5 protein-coding genes are annotated in these 19,879 nt (G+C 56.4%); 1 reads left to right on the top strand and 4 read right to left on the bottom strand.

Annotated features, from left to right (window positions below):
- Window positions 1-283 precede the first annotated feature (283 nt).
- From KVT38_RS07025 to KVT38_RS07010, 4 genes are all read right to left on the bottom strand, one after another.
- Complete coding sequence (locus KVT38_RS07025) at window positions 284-5,245, bottom strand: InlB B-repeat-containing protein (RefSeq protein ID WP_217592978.1); 4,962 nt, start codon at window positions 5,243-5,245, stop codon at window positions 284-286.
- Between the two features lie 271 nt (window positions 5,246-5,516).
- Window positions 5,517-7,301: an S-layer homology domain-containing protein gene (locus tag KVT38_RS07020; RefSeq protein WP_217592977.1), complete on the bottom strand. Its 1,785-nt coding sequence runs from the start codon at window positions 7,299-7,301 to the stop codon at window positions 5,517-5,519.
- A 173-nt stretch (window positions 7,302-7,474) separates the two neighbouring features.
- Window positions 7,475-12,673, bottom strand: a complete 5,199-nt coding sequence (locus KVT38_RS07015) for a cohesin domain-containing protein (RefSeq protein WP_217592976.1) — start codon at window positions 12,671-12,673, stop codon at window positions 7,475-7,477.
- 687 nt (window positions 12,674-13,360) lie between these two features.
- Window positions 13,361-16,150, bottom strand: a complete 2,790-nt coding sequence (locus KVT38_RS07010; protein ID WP_217592975.1) for a carbohydrate binding domain-containing protein — start codon at window positions 16,148-16,150, stop codon at window positions 13,361-13,363.
- A gap of 400 nt (window positions 16,151-16,550) precedes the next feature.
- On the opposite strand from KVT38_RS07010, the gene KVT38_RS07005 reads away from it, so the two are divergent.
- On the top strand, window positions 16,551-19,853 hold the full coding sequence (locus tag KVT38_RS07005; RefSeq protein ID WP_217592974.1) for a glycosyl hydrolase: 3,303 nt from the start codon (window positions 16,551-16,553) through the stop codon (window positions 19,851-19,853).
- Window positions 19,854-19,879 lie beyond the last annotated feature (26 nt).

The following is a 19,879-nucleotide window of genomic DNA, read 5'->3' as shown; positions in this document are numbered from 1 at the left end:
GCTCTGAAGGGAGGTGCCGACCTTATTGACGAGGATCGAGTTGATGGTAAAGAGCGAAGCCAATCCCAGACATACAAAGGGGATCAGAACGATCAGGAAAAATATTGAAATGATCCGGTGTTTAAACGTGAATTGTCGAAAGCGCTTGGATATAAAACCTAATTTCACTATCTCCCCTCCTGATCTCCCTTTATATTATCATGGATTGCGCTTGTTGCTTACATCATGAGAAGCAAGCCATAAACCCCGTACCTTTCGGCATTGGGGCTTATGGCTGCAATCATTAGATATTCAAAAGGGTGTATACGATCTGTGCGGCTTCTGCCCGTGTCAGGGAAGTCTGCGGCATGAAGACGTTTGCTCCCTTGCCTTTCAAGAGACCCAGAGCGCTCGCCTTCGAAACGGCATCCTGAGCCCAGGCACTGATGTTTGCCTGATCCGAGAATGCGGCGCCTGCCGCCGGAACGTCGCGGTTCCCGCTTTGGAACGCATAAGCGCGCATCAGCATCACGGCAGCTTCTTGCCGGGTAATCGTCTTGGCCGGTTCAAACGTTTGAGGGTCGCGGCCGGCGACGATTCCCGCTTCGAATACGGCCGTCACTGCATCGGCATACCATGCGTCTTTCTTGACATCGTTGAATGGATTTGAGCCCGTCGATTGGAGACCGAGCGCTCTCGTCAGCAGCGCCGCGAATTCCGCTCTCGACACGGAACGATTCGGTGTGTATTCCGTCTCCGTCGTTCCGTTTACGATTTGCTTCGCGGCCAGCGACTTGATGGCCGGAGAAGCCCAGTTCGATTCGCTTACGTCGCTGAAAAGCTTGTTGATTTCCAATACGGCATAGGTGCTGAAATGACGGACCTGCGCGGTAATGACGTTGTTTTCGATCTTGCCGCCCGCGTACTGAAGCTCATTTTGGCTGCCGATGAAGTAGACGCCCGTCAGATCCGGATTGACGGCTGCCTCCACCGCAAACCGAAGCGTAAGCGGCTTTGCGAATTCGCTGATCTTCGTTGCTTCGTTGCCGTCGGTCTTGACGGACAGCGAGAAGTCGTACATGTGCCCGACTACCTTGACGGCAGCGCGGTTCAGAAGACCGGCATTTTGGATTTGCTCCGCTCTCGCTTGCGAGACTGGGGCAACCTCAAGCGCAATCTTTGTCTTGTCTGCCGGCTGACCTGCCGCGCTCAATTGCGCTGCGCCGAGCACTTCTGCAGGGAGCTCGATGGTGATGGCATTAAACTGGATCCGGATCGGCTTGTTGCCGTTCAGATCGGCAGCCTGGATCGGAAGCAGAACCTGCGTCGCGTCCTTCGCTGCGATAAGAACCAGATCCCCGCTCAACCGCTTCAGATCTTCTTCATTAAAAGTCGTAACGACTTTGTTGTCGCCGGTCGGTGTCGGTGTCGGTGTCGGCGTTGGTGTCGGTGTTGCCGGGTCAGGTATGATGACCGGACCTTGCGTAATGACGGCCTTCTTGAACGTATCCGCCGCCGATGCCAGCGCTGTCAGCGCATCGGCCAATTGCTGCTCGGTTGCAGCCTTATTGCCGTATACCGTCTCTGCCGCAGCGATGGCTGCTTGCAGCACAGCCTTGGAGCCCGCCGGATATTGTCCCGGACTTTCGCCCTCTACCGCCCCGTCCAGCAATGTTTGCGCTGCGTCGATCGCCTGGCGGAGCGCCGTCCGGTCTTCGATCGTGAGCGACTTGACGACAATCGTGAAGGTTTTCTTGTCGATCGCTTCGCCCTTCGTTACGGTTGCGGTCAAGGTCACCGTGGCGTCCTCCTGGCCTACGGCCGGACGAACGACTGCCCCCTCCGCACTGACGACTTCAGGCTTGTCGCTGGACCAGGAGATGGCGACATCTCCCGCTGCAGTAGTCGGCAGCGTCACGTTACTCGTGACGAGCGCTGCATCGTTGCCCTCGGCATAGCCCACTTCGAGAGCCGCGACCGCAGCCGTTACCGCTTCAGCATCCAGATCTCCCTGGAGAACCCAGTGCGCGTTAAGGCTGGCGACGGATTCAGTCGACCAATTGCCCTCGAACACGCGGATGCCGTTGCTGTTGTAGTACTGCTGGCCTTTTCCGTCCGTGTTTTCATAATAGCCTCTGAACACGTAGCCGGCTCTTTCCGGCGGGGCGATGCCGATTGGCAGCTTGCCGCCATGAGAGACCGATACGCTTGCCGTACCGCCAGATCCGCTCAGCGGATCCAGCGCGACATTGTAGCGGTTCGCATCGAAGCGGGCGTACAGCGTCAGATCGCCTACGGAGCCTTCCGCGATGCTGTCGAGCTTGGAGCTCATCTTAAATTGCGGATCGGTGAACCAGCCGACAAACGTATAGCCTTCCTTCGAGCTCGGGGCGATCAGGTCAAGCGTCGGCGTGACAATCGTATAGGCAGCCGGTTCGGTGCCCGGCATGACAGCGGAACTTGCACCGTCCTTATAAGCGATCGCGTAGGACACCAGGTTCCACTTGGCGAACAGCGTCATCGACGCCGCCACCGTATCCGTGCCGAAGTTCCATTCGTTGTTGAACTCCGCATCCTTGTACCAGCCGCCGAACGTATAGCCGTTCCGGACCGGCGGCTGCGGCGCTTCGATCTTGGTGCCGTAAACGACGTTGGCAACGGACATGACCGGGCTGCCGCCCTGGGTATTGAAATCGACCAAGGCTTTGTCCGCATCCAGCTTGATCCATCCGGCATAAAGCGTCATGGCGTAAATTTGATCTTCGCCGAGGGTGTTGACCACCGGCTTGTCGAAATCGTATACCTGCGTCATCGCCGGATCGGTGTACCATTTTCCGTCGAAGAGGTACCCGCTGCGCGTAGGATCGGTTGCCGGCCGGGTCGCTTTAGCGCCGTCTCGGACATACTGATTCGGGACCGCGCTGCCGCCCGACGTGTCGAACATCACGCCGTTGCGTCCCGGCGGGAATACGCCGCTGGCCGCGTAGCCGATGTTGTTGCCTGCGGCAAACGCCGTGTCCCAGTTGGCGCGGGCGTTGTTGCCGGTATCGGACGAGCCGTTGATGTTATAGTTCGTCAGCGTATTGCTGGTGCCATAGAAGTACAATTGCTCGTTGTTGAGCATGGAGGCGGTAATCGCCGGTTGATTGGATTGCTGTTGGACGTCCGCGTTCGTGCGCGTGTTGAAGATGATACCGCCGACGGCAGCCCGCGGCATTTTAATCATGTACCAATGGGTGTCGGCACCGTTGTACTTCATTCTCGTCATCGTGCCGCCGGGCCATCCGCCGAACAGCTCGGGATTAAAGGTATAAGCCCTCACGCCGTAGGTGTAGGTGCCCCACGCCTGGTAGTTCGCATGACGGTTGATGGAGAAATAAACGTTGACGTGCGTCGGCTCAGCGATCGGCGGCGCTGTCGCTTTTTCAGGCTCTACCCTTGTGTAGGTGAATTCCCGGGTGATCCAATTGCCACCGGCTGCCCGGCCCATCAGCGTGACGGTGAGCGGATCGTTGTAATTGGCGCTCACGGTGATGATGTCGTCGTTGGCAAAGCTCGCGGCGACGCCGTTGTTGACGGCATACATCCCTTCGGTCACATTGACCGCCGACAGTCTGAGCTTCAGCTGATTGCCGGTGAAGCTATTGCCGGCGATGACGTCGTCATCGCTCGGCATGGCCGCCAAAATGGCGGGCATTGCGCTCTCGCGGTCCATCAGCACCACGAGGCCCGGATTCGGGTTGGTATCGGTGTTCGATACTTTGGCAGGGTTGCCGGGAAGGGTCCCGCTGATTCTACCGTTCGCCACGGTGAACACGTTGCTCGGGTTCAGCGTGTTGACATAGAAGCCGTCCTTCAGGAACTTCACCGGCACGCTGCCGAGCACGCGGTCGGTCTTGCTCGTGTTGACCAGCACCGCGCCGCCGCCGTCCGCGGTCGTGCCGCGCTCGATCATAACGGCAGTGTTGCCGAGACTTACCAGATTCTCGTCGCGTCCCGCCATCGCGTTGTGGAACTTGTTGACGGCCACGACCTCGGGATGCGTCCATTGGGGCTTGCTGTTGGCGACGTTGTCCGCAGTCCGCACATTGGCTCGCTGCGTACCGTCGGCATTGACGTTACGGGCGAAGAAGAGAGGCGAAGCGTCCTTCCGGGCGGCGATCATCGCCCAGCCCTGCCGGATCTGCTTCGGGCTGAAGCTCAGGGACTCTCCTTCGTTGTTGTAAGTATCGTGGGATTCTACCCACGGCACCAGCCGGTCGGGCGTCAGACCCTCGGCGCCGTAATCAGCCCACTTGTCGAGACGGCCGATATCACCGACTTCGAGGACGCCGCGCACATCATGACCATACTTGGAAGCAGTCAGGTCGACATACTTGGCATAGCCTTGCATCCTGTCCATGTTGGGGTCTCCGCCTTGCAGCACCTCGCCGTACTGGAAGTTGACCTTGCCTTTCTCCTCCAGATAAGCCTTAGCGGCGCCGGTGATGTTCTTAATGTAATCGCTGGCAAACTTCCCGTCCGCATATCTCGGATTCGTGGCGCCCGCGGCGATGCTCGCCGGGGAAGGCTCGTCGTCGTCCAGCTCGATGTGCTTGATGGCGTCGTAGCGGAACCCGCTCGCGCCGGCGTCGATGATGTCTTTCAGATAAGCGATGTAGGAATCTTGAACGAACTTGGAGTGCGTGTCCAGATCCCGCAGCCCGCTGATCATCTCCGGCTGGGTCAGTAGGAAACGGTCATTGTAGCCTACGTTGCCGGTCACATTGTGGAAGTACGTGCTGTCGTTCCAAGGGGCATCCGAGTTGGCGGCGGCGCCCATGTGGTTCGCGATCACGTCGACGATGACCTTGATGCCGAGCGCATTGGCGGCGTTGGTCAGACTTACGAACGCGTCCCTGTCGCCGAATTTGTTGCCGTTGCCGCCGGCGACCATATTGCGGGGTGTATAGGAAGAAGCCCAGCCGGTCCCCCCGGAGGAGCTGCCCATGATCGGCGACGTCTGGATCGCCGTGTAGCCTGCGTCGGCGATCGCCTGCAGGTTTTCCTGGATGACGTTCAAATTCCAGTCAAAGGCGTGCAAAATAACGCCGTCCCGAATGCGATCCGGCGTGCCGCTGTTCGCAGCGACGGCTGACGCCGTCACAGGCGCTTCGACCGTTTCTTCTGCGAACGCCGGATTTGATGTCGTGACAAACGGGAACGAAACGACTGCCATGCACCATACGAGCGCATGAGCCAAAACCTTATTCCATTTCCTGTTCAATTCAATTCCCCTTCCAATCTTTTTATATGGCCCCGTAAATATATCACCTCCTCTTTTTTTTCGAGGTAGATATCGATTGCGAATGTAGACGATTATTAAGCGATTACAAAAAAGCGCCGCGAAAAATTTCTATCCTGTTTTCGTCGAATTGCCTAACCATAGACATGCTCGCTGCCCGATTGGCATTTGACTAATCCCGTGAAAAAAAGGAGAGGCCGCGCGCCGCTTCCATGCGGGCGAGTCCTCTCCTTGCTCGTAAACTTGCCGTTCGCTATTCCTTATAAAAATAGTTGTACAGGCGATGCATCAGCACGGCCGTTTCCGCCCGCGTCGTCCACGCTTTCGGATGGATCTGCTGATTCGAACCGTTGACCAGGCCCGCATGAATCAGTCCGGCGACGCTGTCGCGCGCGTACGCTGCCACGCTGCCGGCATCGGTGAACCCGCTCAGCGGTTCGGCAGGCGCAGGTACGGCTTTGTCTGCGTATGCCAGCGCCTTCGCGATCAGCACCATCATGTCCTGTCTCGTGATGGCGTCGCTCGGGCGGAACCGGTTGTCTCCGGAGCCCGTGGCGATACCCAGGCCGCGCAGCACGGCTACCGCATCCGCATAGTACGCGTCCGCCGCCACATCGGAAAACGCTTCGCCCGCCGCTCCCTGCAAGTCCATCGTTCGGACGAGCAGCAGCGCAAAATCCGCCCGGCTCACGGAAGCCCCCGGCCTGAATTCCGTCGCGGATACGCCGTTGACGATTCCTTTGGAAGCCATCGCTTCAATCGCTGATTTCGCCCAGGCGACTTTGCCGAGGTCATCGAACGTTTTTTGCACGAACGCGACCGCGTATTGGCTTAAATGCGTCACCTGGAACTGGACGGTTCCCGATGCCGGATCGTACCGACCGCTTGGTACCGCGGTCGCCTTGCCTTGTCCGTCAATATACCAGATCGTAATATGGTCCGGCGCTCCCTGTTCCTCCGCCGTCGGACTGTAAGGCACGCTGATCGTCACAGGCGCCTTGGGATTGCTCCAGGATATCTTCTGTCCGCCGCTGAACACGCTCACGTCGATAACGGGACGGTCCCCGATTTGCGCGCGCAGCTTATCGTCCAATCCGCCGACGTCGGCTTGCTCGATGCGGAATTCGATATCGCCCGCCGGCAGCTCGCCGTCCCGGAACATATGGTTTGGCACAGTGACCGTGGCAAGCGGCGTGGAAATCTCGACCAGCAGCGCTTCCGCGGAAGCGCGGAAAGCCAAAGCCGGCAGCTCCAGCGCGTAAGATTTGCCGCCGGGCACCTCGGCCAATGCCAATTGAATCTTTTTGAGTTTGCCGCCCCCAGCCACCGTTTTTTCGACGGCCCTTAGCCAGGTCGGCTCGTCGATTTTCGCTGCGACCCGCCCCGTCGAGCCGTCGACCTTCGGCGTCGGCGTGACCACGACTTTGCCGCCTTCGTCGTCTACAACGACAGGCGTATCGCCGCCGGAGCCGTTCCCGCCGCCGGGGTTGCTGCCCGGACCCGGATCAATCGGCGCCGCGACCACCGTTACGCTCGCGACCGCGTTCGCTTCGACGTCGGCGACTTTCATCGCGCTGTCCACCGTTTTAACTTTTTTGAGCTCGACCGTGCCGCTGCCCAGTGCCGTCGTTTCAAATACCATTTCCGCCAGCACGGCCGTCCCGGATTCACCGGGGATCGGTCCGACTTTCGTAAATGCCAATACGATCTGGCCGCCGTTCACGGAAGGCGTCACGGCATAGCCGAATCGCTCGCTCGATGCGCTTTTGAATCGCAGATGATCGGCGTCGAACGTCGCTTGCAGCTCTGCCGCATACACGTCGGTCAGCTCCTGGCCAACCACCTGGACTCTCACTTCGCGGCCGACGATCGGCTGACTGTCCAAGACGGATAGCGTATACGCCGAAGCGGCGTAAGCGACCGAAGTCGCCGATGATAACAGGCTTAACAGAAGCGCGCTCGCCAGCAAAAGACTTAAGCCGACGATTTGCAGCTTTCTCGGCACGACGGAATAGCCGCTTCTTTTTGTTTGTCTCATTCGCCAACTTCCTTTCCAAATAGATGGGGGGAGGAAGGCGCCAAAGCGCCTCCTCCCGACCAATCAGCTTAACGATAATTTTAGAAGCGATTCGATTACTGCCAATTTCCCAAGATGCGTGAGTTCCCCCTGATGCGTTAGTTGCCAATGATGCGTTAGTTGCCAATGATGCGTCAGTTGCTCATGATCCGTTGAGCGACCGCAGCCAGATCCTGAATCCCGATCGGGCGCGGCGTCGTAATACCGAGCGCCTTGTACAGCGTCCAATTGACGTCCGCGCTGCTTTGCCCGTAGTACTTGCCGATGACCGCCAGATCTCCGATGGTCACCGTACTTGCGCCAGCCAGCGTTTTCAGAGATCCGCTGAACGCGGAGGTCGCGTCCGTCAAAGCCGTCACCGCCTCTTGAATGCCGGCCTGAGACAGATCGGGATCGGCCAGTGCGTCCCTGGCCGCAGTCAGCTTCGCTTGCAGCAGCGCTTTGGAGCCTGGCGCATATTGTCCAAGGAACGTGCCTTCCATCGCGCCGGTCAAGAGGTTGTCGGCCGCGGAAATAGCCGCGCTCAGCGCCGCTTTGTCGTTAAGCGCGATCGCCACATTATGGCTGGCGGCGCTTACCGGTGTTTCCGTGACGCCGTCAGAGATGACGACGTTTTCGACTTTGATGGCGTTCGCCTCGACTGCCGTGGCGACTGTTTTCGCCTTGAAGCTCAGCTCCAGCAATTTATCCGTATTGGAGATGGCCTGACCCGAGCCTGCGGCAAGGAATCGGATCTTGGCCTCGCCGCCCGAAGTGCCTTCCTGGTCAAGCACGATCGAGAAGCCGTCCACCAGAGAGACGCCCGACACGTACTCTACCTTGTCTGCATCGTATCGAACGGTCAGATCGATCGCATATACCTCCGACGTCAGGTTGTTCAAGCCGAAGTTCAGCTTGAACGGCTCGCCGGACAAGACGGACGACGGTCCGCTCAGCAGCGCGCCTTCTTGCCCGCTGATCGTGATCAGCGCGAAGCCGCTCAAACCGGAGTCGCTGGCTTTTGCCGTTACTTTTACGACGCCGTTCTTTTTGGCCGTCAGCAAGCCCGTCTCGCTGATGATCGCCGCTTGCGTCTCCGAACCGTCCTCTGCGGTTACGGACCATACGGCGGGCACTCCGGCAGACATTTGCAGCGTGCCGTTTTTCGTCGTGATGGAGGTCGCTCCCCCCTCGCCGGTGACGACCAGCTCCGTATACAGTTGAAGCGATTTGATCGCGCCGCGCAGCGCGTAGTATGCATCGTCCGCTGCATCCTGCCCGATCGCGCCGTTCGAGACGGCCGCTTGGGCCGTTGTTAAAGCGTTTGCAAATACATTCCACGAGTCGGCCGTATACTTCGTTTGGTCCAGGTTATCGACGGTTCCGATCAAGGCGGTCAGCAGCGTTTTGTCGACGCTCGCCGGAACGCTTGGGTTTGCGGCGCCGCCGCGGCCTGCTTTGACTTCGCTAAAGTAGGTTTCGATTTTCGCAACTTCCTCAGCCGTCAGTACACGATCGTAGATGAGAACCTGCAGCACTCTGCCCATGAAACGATACGGAGTCGCAGCCGCCATCGTGTAGCCTACGCCCAGATCCGATCGGTTCCCTGTCAGCGCCTTGGCGTTGGTTCCGGTGCCGATAGAGTTGTTGTTCACATACACAGCTCTGTTCGTTCCATCGAGCTGCGCCCGGACACTGACCAGGTCGTTCGTGGCCGACGTGGCGATGGACTGCCCGCCGCCGGATACGCTGCCGTCCGCGTTGCCGAAGCGGAGGTTGACTCTGTTCGTTCCTACGCCGAGGTTAATACCGCTCCACCCGTCGTTGGCGGCCCATGTCTGATAAGCTTCGTTTAATCCGAAATAAACGAGGCCGCTTTGGTCGCTGGAGTTGTTGGCCGTGGTAGTCGGCTTAACCAGCGTGTAGATCGTCATCTTCGTGCTGCCGTTGTAATTTTTGAAGCCGGCAGCTTTAAGCGGCCTGGCGTTCGCCGCGAAATCTACATAGTCGTATACGTCTTTCTTAATCGTGGGATTGCCGGTCGGCGTTCCCAGATTGTCGCCGCCGCTGCCGGGGACGTTCGCAGGGACGAGCTTCGCCGGGACACTTCCCATATTCGTCCATCCGGTCACGTTGCCGCTGCCGTCTCTTTCCACGCCCTCGTCGGCCTTGAGCCATAAGTCGAGACCTTCTCGAGGAATATCTGCAAGTGTCGTATCCGTCACCACGACACGAGCGTGCGACTGACTGAGCACTTCGCCGTCTTCCGCCAGCACATAAATGATGTACGGACCGGGCAGCGCAGGCGCCGTCATCCCGACCTTGTCGCCGGAGGTCACCGTCTCGTCGTCGCCGCCGTCGAAGTGTCCGCCGCTTGACGAGGAGATCCATATCTTTTTCGTCGGATCGTTCAAGTCGAGCGCAAATCTGACTTGGCCGCCGGGTGCCACCGACACGTCGGCCGGAAGCAGCTTGTTGGCCACCGATATCGTGGTGGTGAAGGTGACGTTGATCGCGTTCGGCTCAGTCGTCGTGCTGCCGATCAAGTTCCAGGTTCCTTCGGTAGCGATCTTGTACCCGCTCGTCACCGCATTGCCATTGAGCTTGAAGGTGTAGCCTGCGCCCAGTGTCAGTTCAAGCGGACGCACCGCCGATACTTCGTATTGATCTCCGTCGTTGACATTGACCGCCGCAGCGCTCTGGTCGACGTATACTGTATATTTGGAGGTAGCCGTTGCTTTGCCGTCTCCGTACTGAATATACAGCTTGTATTCCCCTGCGGCATTCGGCGCTTTGATGGAATTGGCGTCGCCGGCCGCCTTTGTCATCGTGTTGCCTTCGCTAAACGTCGTCGTGTTCGCGGGCGCCAGCCAGACCGTGTCCTGCGCTTTGAGCAGACCTCTGCGGTTCAGCTTCTCGCCCTTGCCCAGGATGACGTTGGAAGCCAGCTCGAACTCGGTATCGGCAATGAGGCTTCTCGGGATCATGTGCGTATATTCGTTCGTCAGACCCGAATTCAATACGATCTCGTTGCCCTTGACCGGCCAGATGCGGGCTTCGCTCTTGAAGTTGTTGTTCACGATGCGTGGAGCGCCATTCTGATTGTTGTTGCCGTCCACATAACCGTCGACGGCAATCATGTCGCTCTTGCGCTTCCAGTTGTTGAACTCGAACAGACGGCTCTGTCCGGGAGCATGGGAGAGCTTGGATTGTATGACGTTGCCGATCATCTTGATAAATGTGCTGCCTTCGTCCGGATGGAACCCGTTCGTCCAGTTGTTGGAGGTCGTCGGTTTGTCGGTCGGATTCGGGTTCAGGAAGTTGTAGTTCATCTCGGTAAAATTCGTCCAGTTGTCGGGATTCCAGTTGCTGTTCTTGTCGGTGACGGGGTCGTTGGTCAGGTTGTTGACGGTGTCCCACGTGCCGCCGCCCGGCAAGTTGCCCGGATCGCCCTGCCGACCCAGCGAGTAAATGGCGCCCGAGTCGTTAACGACCGTACAAATTTCCTCGATCCGATTGTAATTGATTTTGTTGTTTCTCGACGTTGTCGTAATGTCCGGAGACCTGGCGATGCTCGTTTCATGCGTGCCATGGTAGGGACCGCCGGTCTTGTTGGTGCCTTGGGCAGTGAAGCCGAAGCCGTCGTACTCGTCCCAGCCCCAGCCGATGCTCATGGCGCCGTAAGTCGTGTCGTAAATATAGTTGTGCAGCACCTGCATGTTGGTCGTATAGAACGAGGCCAGCGCGTTGGCGCCTGGGAACCCGTAGCAGGTTCTGTACAAGAAGTTGTTCGTAATATAAATGTTTTCCGGCACGGCTTCCGTACCCGCCGCGAATTTCTCCTTGTCGACGCCGGCCCAGCTTCTGATCGGCGTACCGGAGATCGAGACGCTCGATTCATGCTTGATCGCCTGATCGTTTTCGTAGATATGCTGCGGATGTCCGACGACAATGCCGGAGGCGAGCGTATCGACAATATAGTTGCCCGTCACCTCGATATCCTTGACATCGTTTTCAATATGAATGCCGTTAAATCCGGCAAGCCCGATCTCGCCGTTCAGCACCTTGATGTTCCGCGCCGCGTTGATCATGACCGCCGCAGGCGGTATGTCATACCCGCGGTAAAACGTCTCATGCCAGTTGATGCTGCTCGGGAAGTAAACTTTATTTACGATAGAGCCTTGAACGGACGCATAGCCGCGCGAACTGGTCGTCACCGGACCGGTTCCGTCGCTATATGTATAGGTGCCCGTCAGTTCGAACAGCTTGTAATCGGTATGGGCAAACTTCAGCCCGTTAAAGGTGATGTTTTTGACGCGTCCGTCGTCCGAGCCCGCAATCGGGTTCAGCCGGTCTCCCACAGGGATGCCCCGGATGTCGACGACCGTCTCCAGCCTTGGAATGACCACCTCGGCGGTATTGATATCCTCGCCTTCGAGCGGGATGTAGTAGAGCGTGCTCTCCGCCTGGTCGAAGTAGAAGTCGCCGCGCTTGTTGAGGAACTCGAAGGCGTTGCGGATGACTTGATTGTTGCCCGGATTGTATTGCGTATTGTTGCCCAAAGACTGGGAGATCGCGCCATACGGCATCTGGAACCGGAGCATGACGCCGCCTGGCTTGCCGCTGGCTGCCGGCGCCTGTTCGATCGACGCGAAGGTGACAAAAGGCCTCGCCCATCTGGCAGTGGAGCCCCCCATGCTTTCGGCTTCGATGTTCTGCGGGTTTTTCGTGTCGGTCGTCAGACCTACGCTGGCATCGAAGACGATGCCGCCCCGGATGTTGCTGCCGTTCTGCCACGCCCAAGGGTTGTCGGCCGAAGTGAAGCTGACGGTAGGCGTACCCGTGACGGTTCTGTTGCCCGATGCGATTTGCGCACTCGTCGTCATGTTGGCCCGCTTGTCGTTGACATAGATCGCGCGAAGCTTGTCGCTCCGGTTCAAGGTCGTTTTATACGCTTTTAGCCCGTTTGTCTGCGTCAGGCCGACAGCTTCCGTCCAGACGCCTTTTTCCAGCATTTGACCGGCGCTGACGACCGGCTGCGCGCCAGGCGCCGCCTCGTAGCGAATCGTGCTGGTTGCGCTTCCGGAATCCTCCTTCGTGAAAACGAGGGTTTCGTCCAGCGAATAAAATCCGTCCGCGATTTGAACGACGATATCGCCGCCGGTCTTGGGCATCGTCCTGACGACTGCTTTGGCCTTGCCAATCGTTTTGTACGGCTTCGCTTGCGAGCCGTTGCCCGTATCGTCGTTGCCGGTGGGAGCGACATAGATCGTTGCGCTCGGCGTGCCGCCGTCGGCAGCGGCTGCCGCCCCTGCAAATGGCAGCATAGAAAATGCCATAACCAGAGTCATCATCCAGACTAACGCTCTTTTTCTCACTTTCCTGAAACCTCCTTGAAAAAATATATACACATTACCGCCATAAGCGGTATTAGTGCCGATGCCTGTGGGTGCGTTTTGCCGCATTCACCAATTGTATAAAGCGCTTTCAATTCCTTACTGCGAACGAGCCGGATTTGAAGATCCAGGGGGCTGCGGATTCACAATCCCTATACTAGATCGGTGCCCCTGTTTATTGAAGGGAATATTGTTAGGGGACAAGTAAAATCATCGGTGATATGCTGCCGCCGGAGCGATTTGTTGTAAGCGCATTCAGCTTGCCGCGTTTTTATTATAGTTGAGCCCTGTTTAGGCCTCCATGCATATCCTTGTGCGTTTGTTTGCATTAATTTTCCGCGGACCGGGGAGCCCTTATTCTTGCTCCTTTCGCTGGTCACGGTCCGCTTGCGGACCCAGTAGCCGTTATTGCGGGATTATAGGCCTTTTTGGGCCTCGATCCGGATTCATAACGTCCCTCCAGTCCGATACGATCGCCCTTCGGACCGATTTTAAAGAAATAGCGACTCCTGAGTCCGACACCCCAAATCCGGCTCGCATGTAACGGTTGCCCGCAGCTTGCGTTTGCCGCGATTTCTCCGAGAACTAAAAAAGACTGGAGAACGCCCGGGAAATCCCGTGCATTCTCCAGTCTTGTCGCTCCAACTAGCTTTGCAATTGATAGATGTGAACCATGTAAGGCGAGAAGGTGTCCGTGTAGGAGCCGCCGCTTACCGCCAAGCTCCTGCTTTCATAAACCGGCGAAGCGGACGTGATGCCCGTCAGACCCGTACCCGAAAACGCGGGTGTAACCGGGTGGCCCGTCGTATTGACCGCAAACAGGTAACGGATGCCATTGTATTCCCGCACCTTGATATCGAGCTCCGAAGCGGAAGCAGCAATATCTTGCGTGACGTCCGGTGCCGCGATCACATCCTTCAGCACTTCCAGTTCCTGATTCATAATTTTGTACATCGCCCACAGCGGAGGACTATCGGTTTTCATAAACCACTGCGGCGATACGTCATAGGCATAAAATCCCGTCGATTTGGCGCCATGATTAATCGCCAGATAAGTCATGGCCCGCGTCTCCTCCGGAAGCGGCGCCCGATTGGTCAAGCCGTACGATTGCATTACCATATTCACCGGCTTGCCTGTCGCCGCTACGGCATCGGTCATATCGCGTACATCCGTAATATCGAAGTCGGGAACCGGATAAGAGTCGGCGGACAGAATGTCCGTTGCGTTTGTATAGGTCCCCGCCTGGACGACGTTTTTGGTGGACATGTTGACGTATACGGGGTGATTGGGGTCTATGCTTTTAATCGTATCGTACGCTTGCTGCATGGCCGCCGCGGATATTCCGTGACCGTCTGGCTCGTCGTTCAGCACCCAATAGAGCAGCGCCGGATCGTCTTTGTACGTATTTACCCTGCTCGCGATATAAGTAAGGTCGACCACGTTATTATTGAGATATAGAGCGGCTGCGGCTTTTAAACCGAAAGATTTAATGTCGGAGAAAGCCGTAGCGAAATTGATGCCGCCTCTTTCTCCAATGAGCACCGTATTAAATCCTTGCGCTTTAAGATCCGCATACTCCGTCGTATTGGAGGTCACGACCGAATACATAATACGCGGCATAAATATGTCTCCGTTCAGCAGCACTGCCTTGTAGACATTGGTCGTGACGCTGACGGTGTCGGGCATTGCCGGGTACGTCAGCTTGTCCGCCTTCAACACTTCCTGAACCTCTGTATCCTTGACGAATCCGTCGCTCTTCCTTACCAAATGCGCTTTGTAAATCGAATACCCCATCGGAAGCGTCGATACGTTAAACGTGTCCGAAAAGTTCGGAGAGAGCGTCGTATACTCTTTGGTGAAGACAGGGGTCGTCCCGCCAAAATCGTACCTTTCGAGCTTCACTTTATAATCCGATAGATTCTCGTCGGTCAAGCTTAATGCGAAATTGGTCGTGACGGTGGACTCCGTGCTCCACACATGCTTTTCCGTCATGCTGAACATAAACGGGGTGGGCGCGCTGCTTAGTACGACATTGTCGATCCATACGGATCCCGCCGCATCCGGGCTCAGCGCATAATAAACCTGCATAAACGCCGCATCTGCGGGGGCAGTGAACACATCGCCCGCTTTGCTCCAAGCGCTCGTGAGCGGAGCGTCGATGAGCGCATCCGACAAGACGATGGTCCCGTTTTTTTGAATAAAGCGCAGCCCCATTTTTAATCCGCCTGAAGTGAGACTGCTCTTCACGTAGGATTGAACCTTGTAGCTCTCTCCCGGACTGACCGACACCAAATGTCCGCCAAGCGTATTCGCCCCTGCCGAGCCGCTGCCGGTTAGCTTGAAGGAATTCGTTCCCTGATACGCATTGCTCGTATCTAAGACGCCGGTCGTTGTGCTCCAATCGGTCATGCCGCTTTCAAAACCCGGATTCAGCTCGAGATTTTGCGATTCAAGGACAACATCGTCCACCCACACGGACCCGACCGCGTTTTGCGACAGCCACAAGTAGATTTGGACGTATTTCGTTCCGGCAGGCGTCTTCATCGCAGGCGTGACGGTCTGGTGCCAATTCGCACCGTTGGCCGCCGTCGTAAAGCTGTAGGCGCCCACTGAATTGCCCGCGTCATCGATATACCTCAATCCGATACGGAAGGTACCTGACGTCAGCGTATCTTTGGAGAAAAGCTTCAAAACGTAATCCTGGCTTTCGTTGCTGGCAATGTGTACGGCCGGATCTGTAGCGATGACGTTCCAGGCACTTGCAGAACCGGTGATCTTGCCCGACTTGGCGCCCGTTCGGAAGGTCGTCGAATCGTAGCTGAATTCGGGGCCGCTGCCTCTCCAGCTTCCGTTGTTCAGTTCAAAGCCGGCGTCCAGCGCCAGATTGTCCGAAGTGAGCGTGATATCGTCCAACCAGACGGTGCCTATGGAATATTGAGGCATGACTACGTAGACTTGTACCTTTGCCGTATTGGCAGGAGCTACGAACGTACCGCCCGATCTTGTCCAGTTGCTTGAATTTTTAATCGAATAAAATTGGTAGCCGATGGTGCTCCCGGCCGTACTGATCCACCTTACGCCGATTTGGTATCTGCCTTGCGTCAGGCTCGTCTTGGCATAGGCGTCAAGACGAAAGCTTTGGCCGTCGACGGCATTCCAAGTACTGCTCGTGGCGACGGCATTCCACTTGTTCGTGGCATCGGATACGTGCTTGAGGCTTTTCGATCCGCTGTGGGAGGTCGTGGAATCGACACTTTTTGTCGTACTGCTCCCTCCCCATCCCGACAGATTGGTTTCAAATCCGCTGTTCACGATCAAGTTATTGTACGATTGAGCCGACGCGGACTGCTGCAGGGCAGGGACCATGTACAACGACATTAAAGCCAGGGATGCGATCAAACTGCACAAAATCAACTTTCTTAAACTTTTTATCATAGCTGATTCCTCCTTATGATCCGAAAAATTGGAAGCGCTAACATAAAGAAGTTCCCGAAAGCGGCATTGAAGCCATATGCTATTCTATTTTTTTATCCATCATATCCCTCCCGCCCGACCCCAACTCGAAATAAATGACAGTAATCGATTTCTAAAATCAACATATCACGATTATATTTTTCACGTCAATGAATTTATTCTTATATATAAATATATAATCGAAAATCGAACTATCATCATTAAAAAATAGATTATAATCTGAACTCTTATTTTTCACGAATGTAAAACTTATCTAAAATGATTGACACCCCTCCATCTCACCCTATAAGATTTATGATTGAAAACAAACGCACGAGCTCCTTTTATGAGACGGAATTGCCAATGAAATGGAGTGTTCAAGATGCTAGAGAAATGTTTTCAAGATCCTCCGGCGAGCTATCGGATCGTACCCTTCTGGTTTTGGAACGGGGATATGAGCGAAGCCGCGATCAAGCTGCAAATTGGAGAGATGGCGGATAAAGGCGTCGGCGGCTTCTTCATTTGCGCCCGTCAAGGACTGACGGTGCCGTACTTGTCGCAAGTCTGGTTCGATCGCGTTCGCTTCGCCGTAGAAACGGCCAAAACCTTCGGCCTGGAAGTATGGATCTATGACGAATATCCGTATCCCAGCGGAATGGCCGGCGGCGAGGTGACCCTGGAGCACCCGGACGCCAAGCATCATACGTTATGGAGCTTCCGGGAAACGCGGGACGGAGATCGGCCCATCCATCTGGAGCTCCCCTGGGCCAAGGTGTTAATGGCCCTCGCAGTGCCCTACGATGATGCAGGGCACACTTTGCTATGGAATCGGTCCATCGACATTTCCCGGCATATCGGGAGCTTGCAGAACGAGCATATCTTTCAACAAAGCGGGTTAACCGCCTACAATGCCAGTCGGTATTTCACGGCGCATCCCCGGAAGTATTTGCGCTGGACGCCCCCTTCAGGCAAGTGGGAATTGACGATCGCGATGCAGACCGAAGTGCAGGACTTTAAATACTTCGGGCACTATATGGACCCGTGTCATACCGAAGCGGTCCGGACGTTTATTCAATTGACCCACGAACGCTACAAGCAAGAGATAGGCTCCTATTTCGGCGATGTGGTGAAGGGCGTTTTTTCGGACGAGGTAGGCTTGCTGGGCAACTTTCCCTGGTCCGCCGCATTACCGCCTTTTTTTGCGGAATCGCAAGGCTACGATTTACTGCAACGCGACAACCTTTTAGCGCTTCTTCATGAAACTTCGGAAAATACCCCGCGGATTCGATACGACTATTTCCAGTCGCTGCACCTTTTACTCCGGGAAGCGTACCACGCACAGCTGCAGCGATGGGCGCAGCGCAACCAGCTGAGCTACGTGACGGAAGTCAATAGCATCCGCGCGACCACGCAGCGCCTCAGCACGATCCCCGGCGGAGACAGCGGGCATGAGAAGCTGGGCAGGCCGCTCGCTTGGATCCTTTCCAAAAACGCCTTCAGCTTTCGCTACAACCCCAAGATGATCTCCTCTATCGCGCGGCAAACGGGCAAGCAAAGGGCGCTGATCGAATGCTTCCATAGCGTCGGGTGGTCGATGACGCTGCAGGACGCCAAGTGGATGCTGGACCGGTTCGCCGCGATGGGCATCAACATGTTCAACTTTCATGCCTTTTTCTTTTCCATTGAAGGGTTAAGGAAGCACGATGCGCCTCCCTCTCAGTTTTTGCAAAATCCTTATTGGCGTCATTTCCGTCAGCTGGCGGATTATGCCGCGCGGCTTTGCTATTTAATGAGCGAAGGCACAGCGGCGATCTCGGTTGCCGTGCTCGATCCTACCACTACCTTGTGGACGCACCTGGGCAATCCGATTCATGAGTTCGAATACATGGGCGACGATGCCGACGAGAAGGCGCGGCTCGAAGCGCTCAAAGCAGATTGGGCGGCCATTTGCCGGGAATTGCTGCTTCATCAGATCGATTTTGATCATCTGGACCCCGAGCTGTTAACGGAGGCAACGGTAGAATCAGGGAAGCTGCGTATCGGTCATGCCGCCTATTCCATTCTCGTCATTCCACCGATCGCGAATCTGGAGACAGGGGCTTGGCTTCAGATCGAGGCTTTCCTCGCAAACGGAGGAACGGTCCTTGCGCTAGGATTGCTTCCCTATCAGCCTATTGAAGCCGGCATCGACGTAGGTATGGAAATGAGAAAGCGCTTTGGCCTCGAGCGCGACCCGCAGCACGATTACTGGTCAACGCCGTCAGCCTCATCAAGCCCTGGAACCCGCTGGATCACGCATGGCGGCGGACATTTTTTATCATCTCAAGGCACCTTGGTTGCCGCCGACGGAATCCAACCATTGTTAGAACGATTGGCGTCGCTGCAGCCGCCTTCCATCCGTCTACACTGTACGACCGGCGACACGTCTTTATTTTTAATGCAGCATCGCATCCTGGAGGACAACTCGCATCTGATCTTTATCGCCCATCAAGAATCCGGCGAACGACGCGTCGAGCTGCATTCGGCACTCCCCATACATACGCATGCGGTGGAGCGCCTGCACCTGGATACCGGCGAGGTCACGCCCTTGCAAGTGTCGAATCATGCCGACGGCTGGCACCTTCCATTAAAGTTCGCCGCTTACGAGTCTTGTTGCTTGCGAATTCGCCAAGTTTCAAGCGGTGCGCTCTCAAGTAAAGCGCAAGCTTCCGCGGGAGAAGCCTGGACGCTGAACGTAGATGCCGAATCTCCATGGGAGATCGAAGCGCTGCACAGCAACGTCCTGAGACTCGGCAGCTTCGGCTTTGCGCCGGACCGGGGTGACAAGGGACGGGAGCAGGGCTGGACGACAGGCAAGACCGCCGGGGAATGGCCCAAGGTTGAGGTCAAAACGATTATCGATCAATGCGCGGAACTGGCCGATCGGGAGCAGCTTCCTCTAGCCTTCCGGCAAGCCTTCGGCACGCCGGTTAAGCTAACCGTGCGATATCCGCTTGTCTGCTGGTATCGTACAGCGTTCGCGATCAACAAGCTGTCCGGGGAAATCTCGCTCTTCATGGAGCCCGGCGGCATATCGGGACCTTTTACGATCTATGTAAACGGCCACCCGCTCGCTCGCGACGATTTTCATGCGGAGGCTTACATCAACCAGGATTATTTGAGCTGCAGGGTGGATCGCTTGTTATCGGAGGGGCGCAATGAACTCGTTATTCGCGTAGAAGCGCAATGCGATTGGGACGGGATCGTGAGCCCGCTTTATGTGGCCGGCCCTTTCGGCGTTTATTTCTCAGCGGATGGCGAAGCTATTATCGACGCCCTGCCCCAATCCGCTTCCTTACGTTCCGGCCCCCAGGAAGGGTTCCCTTATTATGCGGGCACATGGCGTCTAACCAAACAGATCAGCCTGGAGGCGCTGCCGGAAAACGAGAAAGGAACGTTTGAAGTGAACTTTCAAGGATGGGACGAGCAGCTGCATGATTGCGTAGAAGTCGAAGTGAACGGATGCCCTTTAGGCGTGCGCTGCTGGAGCCCTTATCGTTGGTCGGGCAGGCGGGAGCAGCTGCGAGCCGGAGCGAATGAGATTGTCGTGCGGCTAACGAATACGCTTGCCGGCATGCTGGACGGCACTTCTTTCGACGACAGCAGTCATACTTTAAAAAAGGTACAGGACGCGTTCCGAAAATAAAAAAAAGGGTTGTCTCCCCGGCCCGT

It is taken from the genome of Cohnella sp. GbtcB17 (assembly GCF_019091135.1).
Taxonomy (GTDB): Bacteria; Bacillota; Bacilli; order Paenibacillales; family Paenibacillaceae; genus Cohnella.
This window is presented reverse-complemented; position numbering and strand designations above follow the sequence as displayed.

Bases quoted from the DNA above. Each gene is read 5' to 3' on its own strand.
- KVT38_RS07005 (WP_217592974.1), top strand. From the start codon at position 16,551: ATGCTAGAGAAATGTTTTCAAGATCCTCCGGCGAGCTATCGGATCGTA.
- KVT38_RS07010 (WP_217592975.1), bottom strand. From the start codon at position 16,150: ATGATAAAAAGTTTAAGAAAGTTGATTTTGTGCAGTTTGATCGCATCC.
- KVT38_RS07020 (WP_217592977.1), bottom strand. From the start codon at position 7,301: ATGAGACAAACAAAAAGAAGCGGCTATTCCGTCGTGCCGAGAAAGCTG.
- KVT38_RS07015 (WP_217592976.1), bottom strand. From the start codon at position 12,673: ATGATGACTCTGGTTATGGCATTTTCTATGCTGCCATTTGCAGGGGCG.